Below are 16,935 nucleotides of genomic sequence, written 5' to 3' on the forward strand. Positions count from 1 at the left end.
CGCGTTACAAAGCGCGGTATTCTGAGGCTTTTAACCCAATTCAGCAACTAAATTCTAATTCGAACTCTACTAACTTGCGCGCTTTCTCTGGTACATTTTTTCATCAGCCGCTTTCAACAGCTCATCAACATCACCAAACTGCTCCGAGTAAGCCACCCAACCAATGCTGACACTCAAGGAAATGTGCTGACCATCAAACTCAACAGGCTCATCATTAATGTCTTGTTCAAGCTTGTTGCGGATTGCCGTCAGGTGCACTTCTCTATGAACTCTAGGAAGTAGTAATAAAAATTCATCGCCACCAATTCGAGCCACAATGTCAGAACTTCGGAGTGTGTCTTTAATTCGTTTCGCCACAACGACTAAGACTCTATCCCCTGCGGCGTGACCGTAGGTATCATTAATTGATTTAAAGCGATTCAGATCAATGTTCATCACTGTAAAGCGATCCAAAGGATGGCGCTGTGCATTCTTAAACGCGAGGTTTAAGCTATACATGAAATAGCGACGATTCGGCAGCATAGTCAGTTCATCATGCATTGCACGACTGTCTGCGACGGCATATAAGCGATAGATGGCTAAGAATGCCAAAGCCAAAAGCACCAGTAGCGAGTAGCCTATGATTCGTACTACATAGATGCGCTGCCATGGCACATCCATTAGAATATTTTCTTGTCCAGAAAGAGCGAGATACCACCCCCCATAAGGAAAGTTGGCCATTTCGGTTGCAAACGCATGGCTAAAGACTTCGCTGTCACCATAGAACACTGAGCCGCTCTTGCCACCGCTATTAAAACCACGAATCGCCAGCTTATAGTGGCTTTCCAGCTGCAACGCACCAACGTCTTTGAGTAAAGAATCCAAAGAGATCACAGCACTCGAAACCCCCCAATACTGGTGATTAAATGGCGGATCCATAAAAATCGGCGTGCGAGTGATAAGAGCCCATCCCCCTTGAAACAATTCGAAAGGCCCAGAGATAAAGGTTTGTCCTAACTGGCGAGCGAGATCAACCGATAACCACTGTTCAGGGTGATCTCGATAGTCAATGCCGAGTATTCCCTCGTTGCCTTCCAGCGGATAGACGAAACTCAGCACATCGTCTTTCGCTATACCAATCAACTGAATGTGCGCGCCATCTTGAATAATACTGTCTGCAATTTTGTTCCAATCTTCAGGGCTGCCTTTGGGATCAATAGCCACTTGTGTCGACATTCCATTGAGCAGATACATATCAGTAACAATCACTGCCTCAATTCTCGACCTCACTATCGCAAGTTGTCTTTTAGCTTCGGAGAATGCTTCATTTTTTAAAAAGTTAATCTGTTTGTTATGAAACATCTCAACCGCTACTACGGTTGTAAGCAAAAATAAACAAGACAATATCCTGGCAGACCACTGCTTACTTGAACGATACGGCATCTTCGTTCCTCCTGCTCTGTCTATTCTTGTATGTTACTGCAGCAAAAATCAGTCCATTTTTACTCATATCGCAACTTTTTGCGTAAGTTGCTTCCATAGTAAGCTGCTCGCAGAAGAAAAATCTATAACTTGTAAAGTTCCAGTGCCAATATTGAGCTTTTCATCACCAACGACATTCACAAAACCAATTGCTAGCCTTTCATTTCTCATTATGAGCAATAAAAATAACAACATGCTGACTAAAGACTTACACTTTTCAGTATGTTCAATGTTACTTTTTCTTTTCTTATTCTTCAGTTGGATACTTTTGATATGAAGCTAAAAACAATAACACTAGGCGTTCTTCTATCCACTTCTGTCGTTACGGGCTGTTTTGCGCAACAAAGCACCACCAACAAAACAGTTGCTCCTCAAACAGCACAAAGTCCTCAACTACAGAACACCCAACAGCAAAGCTTTAAAGCATCCGCAGATATCATTAGAAACACGTACGAAAGCCAACTCTATACGCTACCTGCTTTTAAAGAGGGGCATTATGGTGTTCGTATGTTCCGCCAAACCCAAGATGAAAAGTATGCTGCAGCCGTTTGGAGTGACATGGCACGTGTTGCGAGTAAATTGAGTCGACTGTCTAATGATGTGTATACCCAAGAACAAATCGTTCTCTACTCTGAAAAGCGTATCGCTTCGTATGTTGATGAAGACGACGAGCGCAGCGTTCGCCGCTACAACATCACCAAACACATGCCAGAGTATCTGTTTTTAGGTGTTGATTTGCTCGGTTCAATGGCTCGTGCGAATGAATATGGGTTAGAACACCAGAACGATGACAAACTAAGAGAGATCATTCGCCGCTACGACTTCTCAAAATACGCGACGAATGAAGAGATGGTCAAAGCGTGGGCTGCTCAGCTTGCAAACCAAGTCTATTGGCTACGCCAATTAGGGGAACAAGATGTGGTGAATGAGTTCGTTGAAACGTTCAAATCTGCTTACCCTGACAGCCAAGACAAGCAACTCTCTACGCAACAGTTTGGGAACAAAATCTACGGGATGACACACATTATTTTCGGTGATTCAGAATACTATCAACATCAGGTCAGCGAGAAAGAGCACCAATGGATTTACGATTATTTCCGTGAAAACATCGACACCATACTGCTACGAGCCAAAGAAGACGTGATCGCTGAAGTCGGTCTGACCTTTTTGTTAGCGGGTTTAGAAGATGACCCAGTCGTAGAGAAAACACGCCTGGCCATTCAAGCGTCTATTGATAAACAACAAGGCATGATTCCATCCATCACTGGCGACTTCGATTTAGAATATGGCGAGCATCGAAATGTACTGGCGATTATGCTACTCGACTGGCAGCAAGTGAACGAGGCTCCAACGTTCAAAAAGCATCCAAAAGTATTCAGTAACCTGCCGTATGGTTTAGTAGAGAACAAGCCACATTAAAGATTCGTTTAAAAAACACGAGTACTAAAGCCAACACATCAAACCCAAGCATCGTTTCGCTTGGGTTTGTGCTATTTATTGCGACTTCCTCTTATTCATGACAATCGTAAAATCACCATCGCAGTAGCCATCTATCAACGTGACATCTTCACAAAGCGTTTTACAGAATCGGTAAACACCTTGCGGATGATAGCTGACAAGTAACTGTCGAGCTGGATAGTAATGTTTGTCTAATAGGTTAAATACCAAGGTTTTATTGGCTAGCCCATACATTCTAGTGATCATCGATGTCAGATAGTGCTCGTTTTTAGAGGCATAATTAAGTGAACCACTCGCCACAACCACATCATGTGGATTCAAAGACATGGTACTGATGTCGCCACGGGTAAAAGCACACATAGGGTTTTGGTGTCGCGCTTTGGCTTGCTGATAAAATGTCGCATGTTGCTCGACTCCAAGATAAGAAGGGATCGAGTATTGTTCTGTCAGAAATGGATACAAATCCCCGTAACCGCACCCGAGATCAAGTACCGTCTGGCCGTCAAACTCAACACTATTAGCAATCACCGAAAAGCGAGCATGTTGAGATTCTCGGTCTGTCCAGCCGAGAGAACGCGCCCCATCGTCAGGCCAACGCTTCGACTGCTTTCTGTGATACCAATATATTCTAAAACGATCGAACCAATGCATTACTGAGTATCGCTAGAAGTCGGTAGATAACTGCCAATTTTGTAACCAATCGCATAGCCAACGACTGCTACCGTAACAAAAACCATTGCAGAGAAGACATAAGCAACACTCGCCATTACACCGCCCCCCCAAACCACGCTAAATACCAAGCCTAAATACGCTTCTTTAGGCCATTGCGTCACTGGAAAGTGGCTATCACCTGCCAATAAAAAAATCAGAGCCGATACTAATGAAGTTGCAACCAATAAGCCGACACATACTCTTGTTTTCATAATAAGCCTTTATTAAATAACGCGATAAAACAATACGTTGAAGGTTTACGCACGTGAGAAGTATATACGAGATAGGGTCACCTCACTATTCCCCTTACGAGCGATACTGATCGATTAACACAGGCAGCCAAGAAATAAAAAAATAGGCACTTAGGTCAAAGCCCTAAGTGCCCGTCAATAGAGTTACATTGTTCTATTCCACTACTCTTATCATCGCCACAAGGGGGTTATGTAAGAGAAGGGAAGTAACCGCGGATTACAACAAGATGAAGATACCCGCTAAACACGCACTCATCAGATTCGCCAATGTCCCGGCAGCAACTGCTTTAAGCCCAAGGTTTGCAACGTCAGCACGACGCTCAGGCGCAATAACACCGATAGAACCTAACTGAATCGCAATAGAACCGATGTTCGCAAAACCACACAACGCAAATGTGATGATCACTTGGCTGTGTTCAGACAGTAGCGCTTTGTTTTCTACGAAGTCGATGAAAGCAACAAACTCGTTCATGATGATCTTCTGACCAATGTACGAACCAGCCATGAGTACTTCATCACTTGGAATACCAATCACCCAAGCCAGTGGAGAGAACAAGTAACCAAATACAGCTTGCAGTGTGATACCAGTAAAACCAAAGGTTTCACCTAGGCTCTCAAGGCCAGTGTTCACCATTGCGATAACACTTACGAAGGCAATCAGCATGGTACCTACCGCAACTGCGACTTTCATACCATTCATCGCACCACTTGCTAGCGCATCAATTACGTTACTTTGATCAGCTTTGTCTAATTCAATATTGTCGTAATCACTCGGCGTGTCTAACTCTGGAACAATGATCTTAGCCATTAGAAGGCTGCCCGGTGCCGCCATAAAGCTCGCTGCGATAAGGTACTTAAGCTCAACACCTAGACCAGCGTAACCACCCAGTACACTGCCCGCTACCGATGCCATACCACCAGCCATCACTGCAAACAGTTCTGAACGAGTCATTGATTTTAAGAAAGGTCGAATAAGAAGTGGCGACTCGCCTTGAGAAAGGAAGATATTACCGGTTGCAACCAGAGACTCTGCCTTGCTGGTACCCAACAACTTTTGAACGGCACCACCTAAAACTTGAATCACTTTCTGCATCACACCGAGATAATACAGTGCAGAAATAAGCGCGCTAAAGAAGATGATGATTGGAAGTACACGCACTGCGAAGATAAACCCTTCGGTAGCAAGACCACCAAAAAGGAATGAGATACCCGCATCCGCAAAGCCAAGTAGGCTAGAAACACCACTACTTAAGCTCGTAAGCGCCATTTGTCCCCAAGGGAAGTACAACACTAGAGCAGCAAAACTAATTTGAAGCAAGAAGGCACGAATTACCGTTTTCCAGTTGATCGCCGAACGGCTCTCAGATAGCAGGTACGCGCAAGCAATTAGTGCAAAAACACCAACAAAACCAAATAAAATATTCATAAAATTGTCCTAGAAATCCTTAAAGAGTGAACATGAGCCAAGCGAATGACATCAAAGGAAAAGGACAGAGAATCGCGGGCAATACGCTACGCGAAGAGGGTGTTAACAACGTTAACGAATGTAACAACGAATTGTTCATGTAAGATCACCTTATACAAGCAGTGGAACGCAGCTGGTCCGGTCCGTGGGGTCATTCACATATCCATGTGACGGCTTGTATTGGCTAAGCACCGGCTTAAAACCGGAAGAGAAGTATAAACAACTTAATGAGACTTTCATCACATTTTTAAACGCAAACGATCGCGCGGTTAAAGAAGCATCAATTCGCCAGAATTCGGTAAGATTTATTAAAAAACTGCATTAAAAAAAGCGACAATTTTCACTGTCGCTTTTCTCAAAAATGTAATTTACGGCACGTAGGTCCAACGAATCAAAACAATCCCTATCACTATTATTAGATAGCAAAGCGTGACTTTATAGCGCCCTTGTTGTGATTTTACGCGATTTGTTCCAACTTTCATGTTCCATCATTTAACCAGTTTGGCCCATTATTTAACTACCTGAAAGTCATATCGACCATCATTCTCAGCTCGCTCTTCGAACAACAACACATCCTCATGAAACGTTAGTGCGATGAGTTGATCACTATATTCATACAGATAAGAGACCGAATACTCCTTGTTGAGCATTTGTTTCGGCTCCCCCAACAGCATAATCACTTCTTGTCGGGTTGTTTTGTTTTCCACAAGCTGTTCGAGTTTTGTGTAATCTGCATTCGTTGGGCGCTCGACTAATTGACGTATTTCGTCTGAGAATGAAACCCAGACTGCCCCCATCAATATGGCCAACAACACAAGCAATGTTTTATTCAACACAACACCTCTCCTAAACTGAATGGCAAAGATTACCACTAAAGAGTAGTAATGGCTGTAAGCCGCTGTAAGAAGAAACTTTTGTATGTAAGGTGCTGGAGAAACATGATCACACTAGATTAATATTCAATTGCAGGAACCTGGGCGTCACTGCATTTGTCCGTCGATAATTCAAAGCAGTATTGAGCGTGCTTCTTTAAACAGGCGAACACTTCCGCATCGAGTTTATGGTTATTCACATGTTCATCCAATATCGATAGTGCTTGCTCAAGGCTCATTCCAGCACGATAAGGTCGCGACTGCGTCAATGCTTGAAACACATCAACGACCGCAACAATCCTGCTTGGCTTATCCAATTGCTCGGCTGTTTTGCCCATTGGGTAACCTGACCCATCAAGACGCTCATGATGGTTAGAAGCCCATTCGCAAATTTGCGGAGAACTAAACAGCTCATGCAGCGCAAAACGTGAGTCAGTAGCGTGACGTTTTATACAGCAATACTCTTCATCGGTCAGTGCGCCCGGTTTGTGCAAAATCTCTCTTGGTGTTTGCAGCTTTCCAATATCATGTACTAACCCAGCAAGATAGAGCTTTCTCTGCGTCGTATAGGAATAACCTAGCTGCTTGCCTAGGTATTCTGAGAGCTGCCCTACTTTCAAAGAGTGCTTAAACGTAAAAGAGCTTTTCGCATCCACAACGTTCGCGATGAACTCTGCAAAAGCGACGGTTTCATCTAGCGACATTTGTTGAGAAAAGAAAGGAACTGGCTTAAACCTATCACTCATGATCTGAATGTATGAGATGTCCATAGAGAACCAAAAATCGTCGGTATCCACCAACTCACACATATGCTGAACAAGATTGCTTTCAAACAACAGATCAGCCTGCTCTGTTAAGCGTTCAATAATATAGGTTTTGCCAGCAGGGGTGAGATTACCAAAGCGATCAGCAGACGCCACACCACATAGGTAATCAACTCGGTCAGCGAGCATCACAACTGCGGCCAACTCTTTCTCTAGTTGGCTAATCGGTACATCTTTCAGTTCATTCCACGGGGTATGGTGATACAACACCGGTTTAGCAAAAATAGAGAGCACCGGACACTCTTTAAGTATCTGGTACCCCTTCTTACAATGGTGGTGGGTAGAATCAGGAATGAAGCCCGCGATAAGACTGAGCTGCTCATCGATTTGAGACACGCCACAGTCGTGGATAAGCCCAAGTGAGAATGCGAGTTGGGCTTGCTCTTCTTCCCAACCTACGCTCAGTGCGCAGCGATACGCGATATATCCAACTCTTTGTCCATGGTGCTTGCTCTCAAAGCCTACACAGTCCAGAGCTTTAGCAATACCAAACAGCGCCTTGCGCAAATCTACCGTCACGTTTTGGCAGTACAAATTCATTAATTAAGCCTAGTTTTTATCGTTTTTATATTTATTGGAGGCCAATACTAATCGATTACTTGAGCTTATAGTCACAAATTAAGTAAGGTTTATTGAGTTTCGTGACATAAATAACGTATAACGAACTTTTCGTGCCACAATTTGCATAATAATTAGACAGATAACGTTATAAAGAGCAAACTAGTACCAAAGTATAATGACCTTAAAGCTGTTAATGAGGACACGATGTTTAAAATAAAAATTAGCGATGATATTTCAATTGCATTGGTACAAGAGAGCTTTGCCTCTCATTATGCTGAGCTGGTTTCAACACAAACTGAATATTTAAGCCAATGGCTTGCTTGGCCGCCACACTGTAAGACAGAGCAAGACTTCCGTATATTTGTTCAGCGTTCGCTCCACGATTATGCCGAAGGTAAAAGCATGACCTGCGCGATTGTGTATCAGGATAACATCGTCGGTAACTGTAGCTTTAACAGCATCGATCACGATCTAAAGAAAGTGACCATAGGTTATTGGTTATCCAAGAATCAACAAGGGAAAGGCATTGTCACACAGGTGGTTCGTAAGCTCATTCAGATTGCATTCGAAGAGCTAGGCATGGAGAAGGTTGAGATCTCAGCGGCTGTAGAAAATGCCGCTAGCCGAGCTGTTTGTGAACGACTCGGATGTGAACTTGAGGGAATAATTACTCGAAATGAAAACTTAAATGGTCGAATTGTTGACCATGCAATTTACGGCTTAGAACGTAAATAACCGAGCAATTTCTTCAAGAAAAATAAAGGGAAGTATATCTTCCCCTCTTTATTCTATTATTTAAGCGTAAGATGACTTTTCAATATTAGCGCTTACACCTCAATGTAAAAAATAGAGTAATAAAGCACTTGAAAGCACATTTATTTGAATATTAGCTCTAAATTAAGCATGACCGTCTGCTTTACGCTTAGGCACAACAATAATAAACTTTGCTCCGCCATGAACGCTGCTCTCTATTTTGATCTGCCATCTCATCTTTTTTGCAGCTGCATTAGCTATTGCAAGACCCAAACCAAACCCTCCTGTTTTCGCCGTTCGACTTTCATCGAGGCGAGCAAAAGGTAGTAAGACTTCGTCGCGTTTATCTTCCGGTATGCCATCGCCGTTGTCCTCAATCTGAATCAACCAGCTTTCGGAGTTCTCATCGAGCGTTACCCAAACTTTATCACGAGTATAGTTACCTGCATTTTTTAGGATGTTATCTAACACCAGTCGTGCCATCGTGCAGTCGCATTTAGTCGCAAAACTATTGATAACCAGTGATTCAAACTCAATATTCTCAATCTTTGAATAACGAATTCGATCCAAACAATGGTCAGCTAAATCACAGCTTGTCGTGATCAAATCAAAGTACGCGCTATCGATAACATTCAACTTAGAGAGCATGATAATTTCGGAAGTAAGCTGGTCGATATCATCAATGTATCCATCAATGTCATCGAACAGAACTTGTTGTTCGCTCGGAGCTCCCCTGCGCAATAGATCTGTTGCAAGTTGAATACGACTCAGAGGTGTTCGTACTTCGTGAGGGATCGCTTGAGCAAATATATGACTTTGTTTTACCTTACTCTCAATCTCATCGGCCATAAGATTAAAGCTGTTCGCTAACTCAGAGATAGGGTGGATATCATCCATATCAGAGCGAGTACTGAGTTTGCCTCGACCAAATTGCTGCTGTTTTTCCACCAACAACTCTATCCGCTCTTGGAAACGGCGTACTGGCAGATAGATACTCGCACCGATCGCGATAATGACCGCGATGAGCAACGCAATCAAAAAGTGACGCTCCGAGTCTTCATACCATTCGATGCTGGGTGAAAAAAACTCACCAACCTCACTAAAAACAAAGCTGAACTTTGAATTAGGAAGCTGAAATACTGCAGAGTAAAGATTACGCTCACTCAGGTAAATCGGTACACCATTGAGTGTTGTGAAATGAGTACAGCTAGAACATGGCGCTTGGCCATCCCAGTTTTCAATTAGGCGAAGATTGAAAATGTAGAACTGCTGATAGCCGGTTTTGTCTAGCTCTCTATATAGTGACGTCGGATGATTATGTTGATGAATATACTGTTCAACAAAATAGGAACCATCGTTGAGGAAGGTTTCGATCTCGGTGCGGCGCATATGCCCTTCACCTAAGCTGAGAAACAGATAGATCGTTGCGATCATTCCCGTCACAATGCCGATATAGAGGCGAGCAAACATCGATATGCTTCTGAGCTTGCGCACCATGCCTTTACGAAACAAGCATGTACCCCTTGTTTCTCACTGTCCTAATCAGTTGTTTGTCTTTCGCGTGATTGCGCAGCTTACGACGTAAACCAGAAATTCGCATATCAATTGAACGATCATTGAACGCATAGTCAATACCACGGAACAACTGACAACATTGATCTCGTGTGACAACCTCACCAAGATTATTCACCAATAAGTTCAAGATCTCGAACTCAGCAGAAGTCAGCTGCAAATCTTGTCCATATAGGGTCGCACTTTGAATCGCAGTATTTACAACGATGTCGCAGCTCTTCTCTTCACGACTTTCTAATGGAGAACTGGATGAGGCGCGTCGAAGTAAAGCTTCAATTCGAGCCAATAAAGCATGGCCGCGAATCGGTTTTGTTACATAGTCATCGGCACCAAACTTAAACAAGCTGACCTCGCTCATTTCATCAGCTGATGCGGTGAGTACGAGAATAATACCATTGTAAAACTCGCGAGCCTGTCTACAAATTTGCGCACCGCTAAGACCCGGTAGCATCAAGTCTAAAAGCACCAAGTCTGGCTCGACTTCTCGAATCGCTTGTACCGCCAAGTTACCTTGATCGACAACATCTACCTCGTAGCCCTCAGCTTCAAGATAAAGTGTAGTTAAACGCGCAATCTCTTGGTCATCTTCGATTATGAGCACTTTTGCTTTTGACATTCCTATCACCAGTATTTATAAATGCGCGGGCAGTATATAGACTGAGAATACATCATCAATACTGTAACCGAACTCACCATTTTACAGTATGCAAAACAATTTATTCATATCTGTACATCTATATTTACGATTTTGAACTATAGATGCACTCTGTTGCGCAATCATAGGTATTCTTTAAACATTATCTATAAAACAGACAACATAATAACTTGATCACCTTACATCTCCTTTATTTTCTTACCCTCCCTTACATAACGATCATTTACAACAAGCCAAAAGTTCATTCATTCTACCAAGAGCCTATACGCCAAATATATTACTAACTTAAATGCAAATATTAGTTAGAAAACCTAGAGCGGAACAAACCAAATGTAACGAAAACGATTACTCAGCATTTTCAACAGTGGAATCAACCTCACAATCCGATTAGGCCTGTATTCTTATTCTCATTGATTGACTAATATCCACACCAATTAATCATTCATCAAAATCATAAATAGTTTTACCTATGAACAAAAAACACTTTGCTACATTACTTGTTACTGGCTCACTCTCTCTCGGTTCAGCAATGGCAGAACAAACAGACGAGACGTCTCAACTGATCGAAAAACAGGTGTTGTCTTGGATGAACGTAAACGTTGTTAAACAAAGCAGCATCATTCAGAAAATGGTATTTGACTGTCAGTTCTATAGTGCAACCCCTGTACTGAGATCACCAGATGGCAGTGAAAGTAGCTTTGGCCGTTATCAATTTTATTCCCATGACGGCGTGCTAGGGTCGATGACCGAACCTTATACCACCCAACCTCTTCCAGAGTTACAGCTGTGTATCAAGAGTGGCTTTCAAGTAACCAACCAAGACCAAGCCCAACTTCTATTTGAAGCGATCGAAACCGTCTACCCAAACGATTCGATGTTTGACCAAAACTACGCGAAAGAGATCGTTGAAAAGCAGGGTGAATGGCATCTCATTGATGGTGAGATTTTTGAAGACAAAAAAGGTTATGTCATCAAGGTCGACAATAAAGGCCATGTCACTAAAGTGATTCGCTCACTCAACCTTTAATTGTGTAGTAAGAATTACTCTGCAATATCTCTATCGCATATAAAGACTGTTTAGCAACAACCCACGTTTGCTAATGCCTTTTCACCGAACCCGTTGAGCCTTGAACATGCAAAATTATTTATCATTCGAGCATCTAAAATGCCCTATTTGGGTTTACGACATCGACAACAAATTGATCGTTTGGGCAAATAGTAGCGCGCTGCCACTATGGGAAGCGGATTCAGTAGAAGAGCTCACTTTGCGTAACCTTGGACAAGAGATGTCAGAGGCTATTGAAGCGACACTCGAAGAGTATCAGCGGCAGTTCCACCTCAATCAAACCATTAAAACCTGGTGGAACTTCACGCCTAAACACATAGCAAAACGGGCATTGTGTCATTTTTCAGGTATACCGCTTCCCGATGGTCGAACCGGTATGCTGGTACAAGTTGTTGCTGAAGAAAACAGTTTAAAGCATGACTTGGCTTGCTCAGACGGGTCTAACCTATCTTTACTGTTCGATAAAGCTGGCGACATATTAAGTGTTAATACTGCTTTCTATCAAAGCTATGGAAAGCCATTCAGCCAGTTGATCGACTTCTTAGGCAACGACGAGACGGTTGACCTATGGCTTTTTTCAGCCATGCGTGGACAAGAAATTTTGGAAGAAGTCAGTTGTAAGATCGACGATAAGACCCATTATTTCGATGTACAGGGTAAGTGGTTGTTCGACAAAAATCAGTTATTGCTCAATTTAACCTGTATCACCCGCCAGAAAGAACGCCTCCTTTTAGCCAAATACAATGCTGAACATGATTGTTTGACCGAACTTTATAACCGTAGAGGGATCACTAATCTTTTAGGCACTAGCATTGAATACCGCTCCCCTTTCGAGCTTATGTTTCTCGACCTCGATGGTTTTAAGCTGGTTAACGACACCTATGGGCACAATGTCGGAGATCAACTCCTTAAACAAGTGGGAATAAGACTCAAAGAGTTGGTTGACGATAGCTGTATGATCGGCCGGTTCGGGGGGGATGAGTTCATTGTCATTGCTCACACCTGTCGAAATCAAAACATCCCTCTGCTTTGCTCTCGTATCATCAACGCACTCAATAAGAGCTTTCACATTGCTGGAATCGGTTCACTATCGGTTGGATGCAGTATCGGGACTGCACACTTCCCTGACAACGCAATGGATCAAGAATCACTACTAAAACAAGCTGGAATGGCCATGCACATGGCGAAGGCCAATGGCAGGAATCGATATCAAACCTTTACCCCAGATCTTGCTAAAGCCCTGCATCGAAAGGTCAACATTCGACATCGACTTGCCGGAGCAATAGAGAACGACGATTTAAGGTTGCATTACCAACCCATCATTCATAGTGATACCAATAAGATCAAAGGATTTGAGGCGTTACTCCGTTGGAAAGATGATGAGCTTGGTGAAATCGCTCCACGAGAGTTCATCAGCCTAGCTGAAGAGACTGGTCAAATCGTAACGCTTGGGCGCTGGGTATTAAATGCGGCCCTTAAGCAACTGGCTAAATGGCACAAAAAATACGGTCCTGATCTGACGTTGAGTATCAACATCTCAGGCAAACAGATCCATTCAGCGTTTTCAGATCAGCTGTCCGCAATGCTCAAGTTCTATCAACTACCTGCAAACAAAGTAGCACTAGAGATCACTGAATCTTCGATGATATTCAAACATGGGGAGGTAGAACAGGTGCTTTACGACATAGCGGCGCTAGGGGTTGAGTTACATCTTGATGATTTTGGCACTGGTTACTCCTCGTTATCCATGTTGCATGATCTGCCTATCAGCACAGTAAAACTAGACAAGAGCTTCGTACACGGTTCGCATCAGGGCAGTAAAGCGATAGTAAAAGCGACACACGCTATCTGTGAAAAGTTGGAACTCAAAGTCGTGGCCGAAGGTGTCGAGACAGAGAGTCAAAAACAGTTTCTCATTAATTGTGGTTATCAATACTTCCAGGGCTTCCTATTTGGCAAGCCAATTCACCCAGATGAGGTCGAAGAGTATTTTTTAACTCCGACTTATCACTGATTATTTAGTTAATAATATCAATGAGTTAACAAAGCCAGCTGCTTACACAAGCTTACATTGTACAAATCCAGAATCACCTTCATTAAGCTTATGTTTTTATTGAGTTTTATGAAAAATCCGTGACATAAAGGTCTTCGCCTGTTGAATAGACGCCTGTTTTGTCTACGCCGCTTGGTTTAACCTCGGCGTTTAAAGGGCTTTAGTTCACCAAAGCCAGTCCAGTTGTAACCTATAACAGAGATACTATGTACAAAAAATCCGGCTTCACTGTCCTAGAACTTATTGTCTGTTTGGTCATCATCTCCGTCATCGCAACAACGGCTATGGTGAAGTTTATGCAGATTCAAGCGGATGCGCGTGCTAATAAAATTCACGACATCGCTGCTAACCTACGTAACGGCATTGATGTTATCTACGCGAAGTCGGTTATCGCGGGTGTAGAAAAAGAGTGTAACTACACAATCAAAACGGAGATAGAATCCTATTTTGTTTGTCACGGTTACCCTATCGCTTATATGGACTCTCTACGAAGATTAATGAACATCGACGCTAGCGAATTAAAAGTGATAAATAAAGATAACTTCCCGGGAAAACCTACGGAGGAAAGACGAGCTGCCATTACTTTCCATATGTACGAACACACTTATGAACCTCAAGGTAATTACTGCCAAGTGCTCTATCAACCAGAGGAAGAACCTCAAGTCGTTGTTTTAGATAGCGCATGTTAAAAACAGATTGGTGAGCAATTAATTAATGGTGATACGGACTGACAGTACATATGAATTTATTCTCCTATCATCTTCACACCCAAAAATTGCTCACGTCCCGCTCAAAAGTAAGCCTAAGACAAAGCATGGTTATTAATATAAACACATCGTTTTATACTGATAACCTCTACCTGTAATATAATCAAATTGTAGTTAATTTATAACCGATCACCTCTCCCAATAGGCGAATTGATAATATTGTCTCATATCTTCTTTTAGTTAAAATGCATGTGGCTCTTATGATATTTATGGCTACTTAATGAATGATTGCGTTACGTTGTTTTCAACTAATTTATTTATTGTACAGCCCAGTAACCTCGCTGCCCACAATTAGCCTATATAATACACCAAACCAATAAATAGCAAAAATATTAGCAAAGACTAATTTAGGTAAAACTAACTGGGACAAAACTACCCACATTTTGTCAATCTCAAATGGATAAATACCAAAACAAATGGATTTATCCCCTTTCTAACTTGTAAAACTTCTTGATTGATTTATAAATTCCACTTTTGAATGAACATCTCGAGAATCCCTCATTACCGCCCAAATTCTGCGATTAATATCAAAGTATTCAGACAAATAGTGACTTTTACTCGACACTATTGACAGAGAAGGACGGGCTAAATGAGCAGGAATAATTGATTATTAACATAATAATTATAACAACTATCATTTAGGAGTTAAGCTATGCACTGTTCTCTGAATATATATAGCGAAAAGGAAATACTGCAATTAATTTACAATGAAGAAAAAATATATATCAAAAAGAACAACGGCAAGATCTCTGAAGAAACACTGAATAGTAAGGAGAGCTTTGTAATTAAATACTTAATTGATAACTCATCGATATCAAATCCTAAATCCGCTAGAGATGTTGAAGATTCATTTAAATCACACTTCAATGAAGAGTTCAGCCTTTACGCTCTTAAAAACACCATCGCATCGGTTAGGAAGAAATACCGACGTTTATTAAAAAATGCGAATATCGAGTCTAAGAGTGAATTCATTTCTAATCTTTATAAAGTAGGTTATTTCATTGACTTAGAAAGAGCAACAGCCAATCAAGAAAATTCAAGATTGGACATTAACCAATTCAAACCAAATTACACGACTGTATTGGCATTAATGGCACGCACCTATTATAAGGAATGGTTCAAAAGCGCCATCATTGTGCTCTCGGCTTCTTCATTAATCTTGTTCGTTATCTACTTTTTCCAAATCCTTTATACGACCAAGATTGCCGACCAATTCAGTGAAAACACTAAGATTGTCACCGAAGAACTCAAAAGCTTCGGCTGCAACAACGATGATGCTGTCTATGCGTTAAGGCACTCTCTCAACCTAGATTCAGCCGTAATGACAACACCTGAAGGTTCTTGTTATATCTCGACAACGCGCTCTAAGGCTGTTAATCCAGATAACATCAGTGAGTTTTATGACAGCTTAGATTTTACCTACTCAGGGTTTTCTTTCCCAAGTGAAGACATCTTTCTTACGGTGCGTATTCCAAAACGCTCAATTGAAGCTCGATACAAAAACTCATTAATGCCTTTATTTGTAGATTCGGTATCCATTCAAAAACATGGCAACATCATCCTGCATAATAATGAAAACCATCCACCACTTTACGATCACTCACTGGCGACCGGCGCGACCATTAGCTTTTACAGCCACAACATCGCTCCGATCTGGCTAGCGCTGACTCTGCTGCTTACGATTTTACTCTACCATCGATGCCTTTGGGGAGGGATGGTGTACATGATGCGTTGGAGGAGAATCTCATTCGAGGAAGAGCCAATCATTAATACAGAAGACAACAGTGTCCTCTATTACGAATTGCTCTCTAGGGTACGTTCTGTTGGCGTTTTAGATTTCATCAACGCAATGCGACGTTCAAACCTATTGACCTTCCATACAATTTTAATGATTGAGGCCGTGCGAGTGGCTAAGAGCAATAACAGCCATGACAAGTACGGAGTGAACATATGCCCCAGTACGTTAGTAGGCGCTAACTTTGAAAAACTTAAACCTCACTTAGCCGCGATGGAAGCCAATGAGTTTGTTGCCGAAATCACTGAGTATTCGAACATAGGTTACGGTGGTGAAGTTATCGATAACATCAAAGCGATAAAGAAGCTGGGCATCACCATTGCACTAGACGACTTTGGTACCGGGAATAATAATATCGAAATCATTAGCGCGATCTCGCCGACTTATCTCAAGCTGGATCGCTGTTTCGTGAAAGACATTGAGTCTGGTGAATATCACCAAGGCGTGTTACTCAACATCTCAGAGATTGGTCGCCTTTCCAATATGACGATGATCTACGAAGGCGTCGAGACACGCAGGCAACAATACATTCTGTGTCAACTCGGCTATAACTTGCATCAAGGCTACCTGTATAGCCGCCCTCAGCGTGCAACTGAATAGTTGCTAGGCTCACAGCATCATCAGTTAGACACTTAACGACACTCAGACAACGTCGCTATAGTTGGACAACA

14 protein-coding genes are annotated in these 16,935 nt (G+C 42.2%); 6 read left to right on the top strand and 8 right to left on the bottom strand.

The window, feature by feature from the left end; all coding sequences use genetic code 11:
• Positions 1-69: 69 nt before the first annotated feature.
• Positions 70-1,422 carry a diguanylate cyclase gene (locus L1D60_RS06965; protein ID WP_239840361.1) on the bottom strand — a complete coding sequence of 451 codons (1,353 nt, stop codon included), beginning with the start codon at positions 1,420-1,422 and terminating at the stop codon, positions 70-72.
• 312 nt (positions 1,423-1,734) lie between these two features.
• Here L1D60_RS06965 and L1D60_RS06970 point away from each other — a divergent pair, with 312 nt between their 5' ends.
• Positions 1,735-2,880 carry a DUF3541 domain-containing protein gene (locus tag L1D60_RS06970; protein WP_239840362.1) on the top strand — a complete coding sequence of 382 codons (1,146 nt, stop codon included), beginning with the start codon at positions 1,735-1,737 and terminating at the stop codon, positions 2,878-2,880.
• Between the two features lie 75 nt (positions 2,881-2,955).
• On the opposite strand, the gene L1D60_RS06975 is transcribed toward L1D60_RS06970, so the two are convergent.
• The 5 genes from L1D60_RS06975 to L1D60_RS06995 all read right to left on the bottom strand — a co-directional run bounded on the left by L1D60_RS06975 (position 2,956) and on the right by L1D60_RS06995 (position 7,582).
• Complete coding sequence (locus L1D60_RS06975) at positions 2,956-3,570, bottom strand: class I SAM-dependent methyltransferase (protein ID WP_239840363.1); 615 nt, start codon at positions 3,568-3,570, stop codon at positions 2,956-2,958.
• On the bottom strand, positions 3,570-3,842 hold the full coding sequence (locus L1D60_RS06980) for a hypothetical protein (protein WP_239840364.1): 273 nt from the start codon (positions 3,840-3,842) through the stop codon (positions 3,570-3,572). The genes L1D60_RS06975 and L1D60_RS06980 overlap by 1 nt, the downstream gene beginning before the upstream one ends.
• Positions 3,843-4,098: 256 nt before the next feature.
• A complete protein-coding gene (locus L1D60_RS06985) occupies positions 4,099-5,307 on the bottom strand; it encodes a NupC/NupG family nucleoside CNT transporter (protein WP_239840365.1) in 1,209 nt (402 codons plus the stop codon).
• Between the two features lie 548 nt (positions 5,308-5,855).
• Positions 5,856-6,182, bottom strand: a complete 327-nt coding sequence (locus L1D60_RS06990) for a hypothetical protein (protein ID WP_239840366.1) — start codon at positions 6,180-6,182, stop codon at positions 5,856-5,858.
• A gap of 116 nt (positions 6,183-6,298) precedes the next feature.
• The gene (locus L1D60_RS06995) at positions 6,299-7,582 is read right to left on the bottom strand and encodes an HD domain-containing phosphohydrolase (RefSeq protein WP_239840367.1); all 1,284 of its coding nucleotides are present in this window, start codon (positions 7,580-7,582) and stop codon (positions 6,299-6,301) included.
• A 225-nt stretch (positions 7,583-7,807) separates the two neighbouring features.
• Between L1D60_RS06995 and L1D60_RS07000 the strand changes: the two genes are divergently transcribed.
• Positions 7,808-8,338: a GNAT family protein gene (locus L1D60_RS07000; protein ID WP_239840368.1), complete on the top strand. Its 531-nt coding sequence runs from the start codon at positions 7,808-7,810 to the stop codon at positions 8,336-8,338.
• 162 nt (positions 8,339-8,500) lie between these two features.
• Here L1D60_RS07000 and L1D60_RS07005 read toward each other — a convergent pair whose 3' ends face one another.
• Together L1D60_RS07005 and L1D60_RS07010 are read right to left on the bottom strand one after the other, a co-directional pair.
• Complete coding sequence (locus tag L1D60_RS07005) at positions 8,501-9,853, bottom strand: HAMP domain-containing sensor histidine kinase (protein ID WP_239840481.1); 1,353 nt, start codon at positions 9,851-9,853, stop codon at positions 8,501-8,503.
• Positions 9,854-9,857: 4 nt separating this feature from the next.
• Complete coding sequence (locus tag L1D60_RS07010) at positions 9,858-10,544, bottom strand: response regulator transcription factor (RefSeq protein WP_239840369.1); 687 nt, start codon at positions 10,542-10,544, stop codon at positions 9,858-9,860.
• 568 nt (positions 10,545-11,112) lie between these two features.
• Between L1D60_RS07010 and L1D60_RS07015 the strand changes: the two genes are divergently transcribed.
• The 4 genes from L1D60_RS07015 to L1D60_RS07030 all read left to right on the top strand — a co-directional run bounded on the left by L1D60_RS07015 (position 11,113) and on the right by L1D60_RS07030 (position 16,864).
• The gene (locus L1D60_RS07015) at positions 11,113-11,610 is read left to right on the top strand and encodes a hypothetical protein (protein WP_315974665.1); all 498 of its coding nucleotides are present in this window, start codon (positions 11,113-11,115) and stop codon (positions 11,608-11,610) included.
• A 106-nt stretch (positions 11,611-11,716) separates the two neighbouring features.
• Positions 11,717-13,663 (top strand): EAL domain-containing protein, encoded by a 1,947-nt coding sequence (locus tag L1D60_RS07020; RefSeq protein ID WP_239840371.1) that lies wholly within the window; start codon positions 11,717-11,719, stop codon positions 13,661-13,663.
• 245 nt (positions 13,664-13,908) lie between these two features.
• Entirely contained in the window at positions 13,909-14,391 is a 483-nt protein-coding gene (locus L1D60_RS07025; RefSeq protein ID WP_239840372.1) for a type II secretion system protein, read from the top strand.
• Positions 14,392-15,121: 730 nt separating this feature from the next.
• Positions 15,122-16,864 (top strand): EAL domain-containing protein, encoded by a 1,743-nt coding sequence (locus L1D60_RS07030; protein WP_239840373.1) that lies wholly within the window; start codon positions 15,122-15,124, stop codon positions 16,862-16,864.
• Positions 16,865-16,935: the final 71 nt, after the last annotated feature.

This window comes from Vibrio sp. Isolate30 (assembly GCF_022397975.1).
GTDB classification, from domain to species: domain Bacteria; phylum Pseudomonadota; class Gammaproteobacteria; order Enterobacterales; family Vibrionaceae; genus Vibrio; species Vibrio fortis.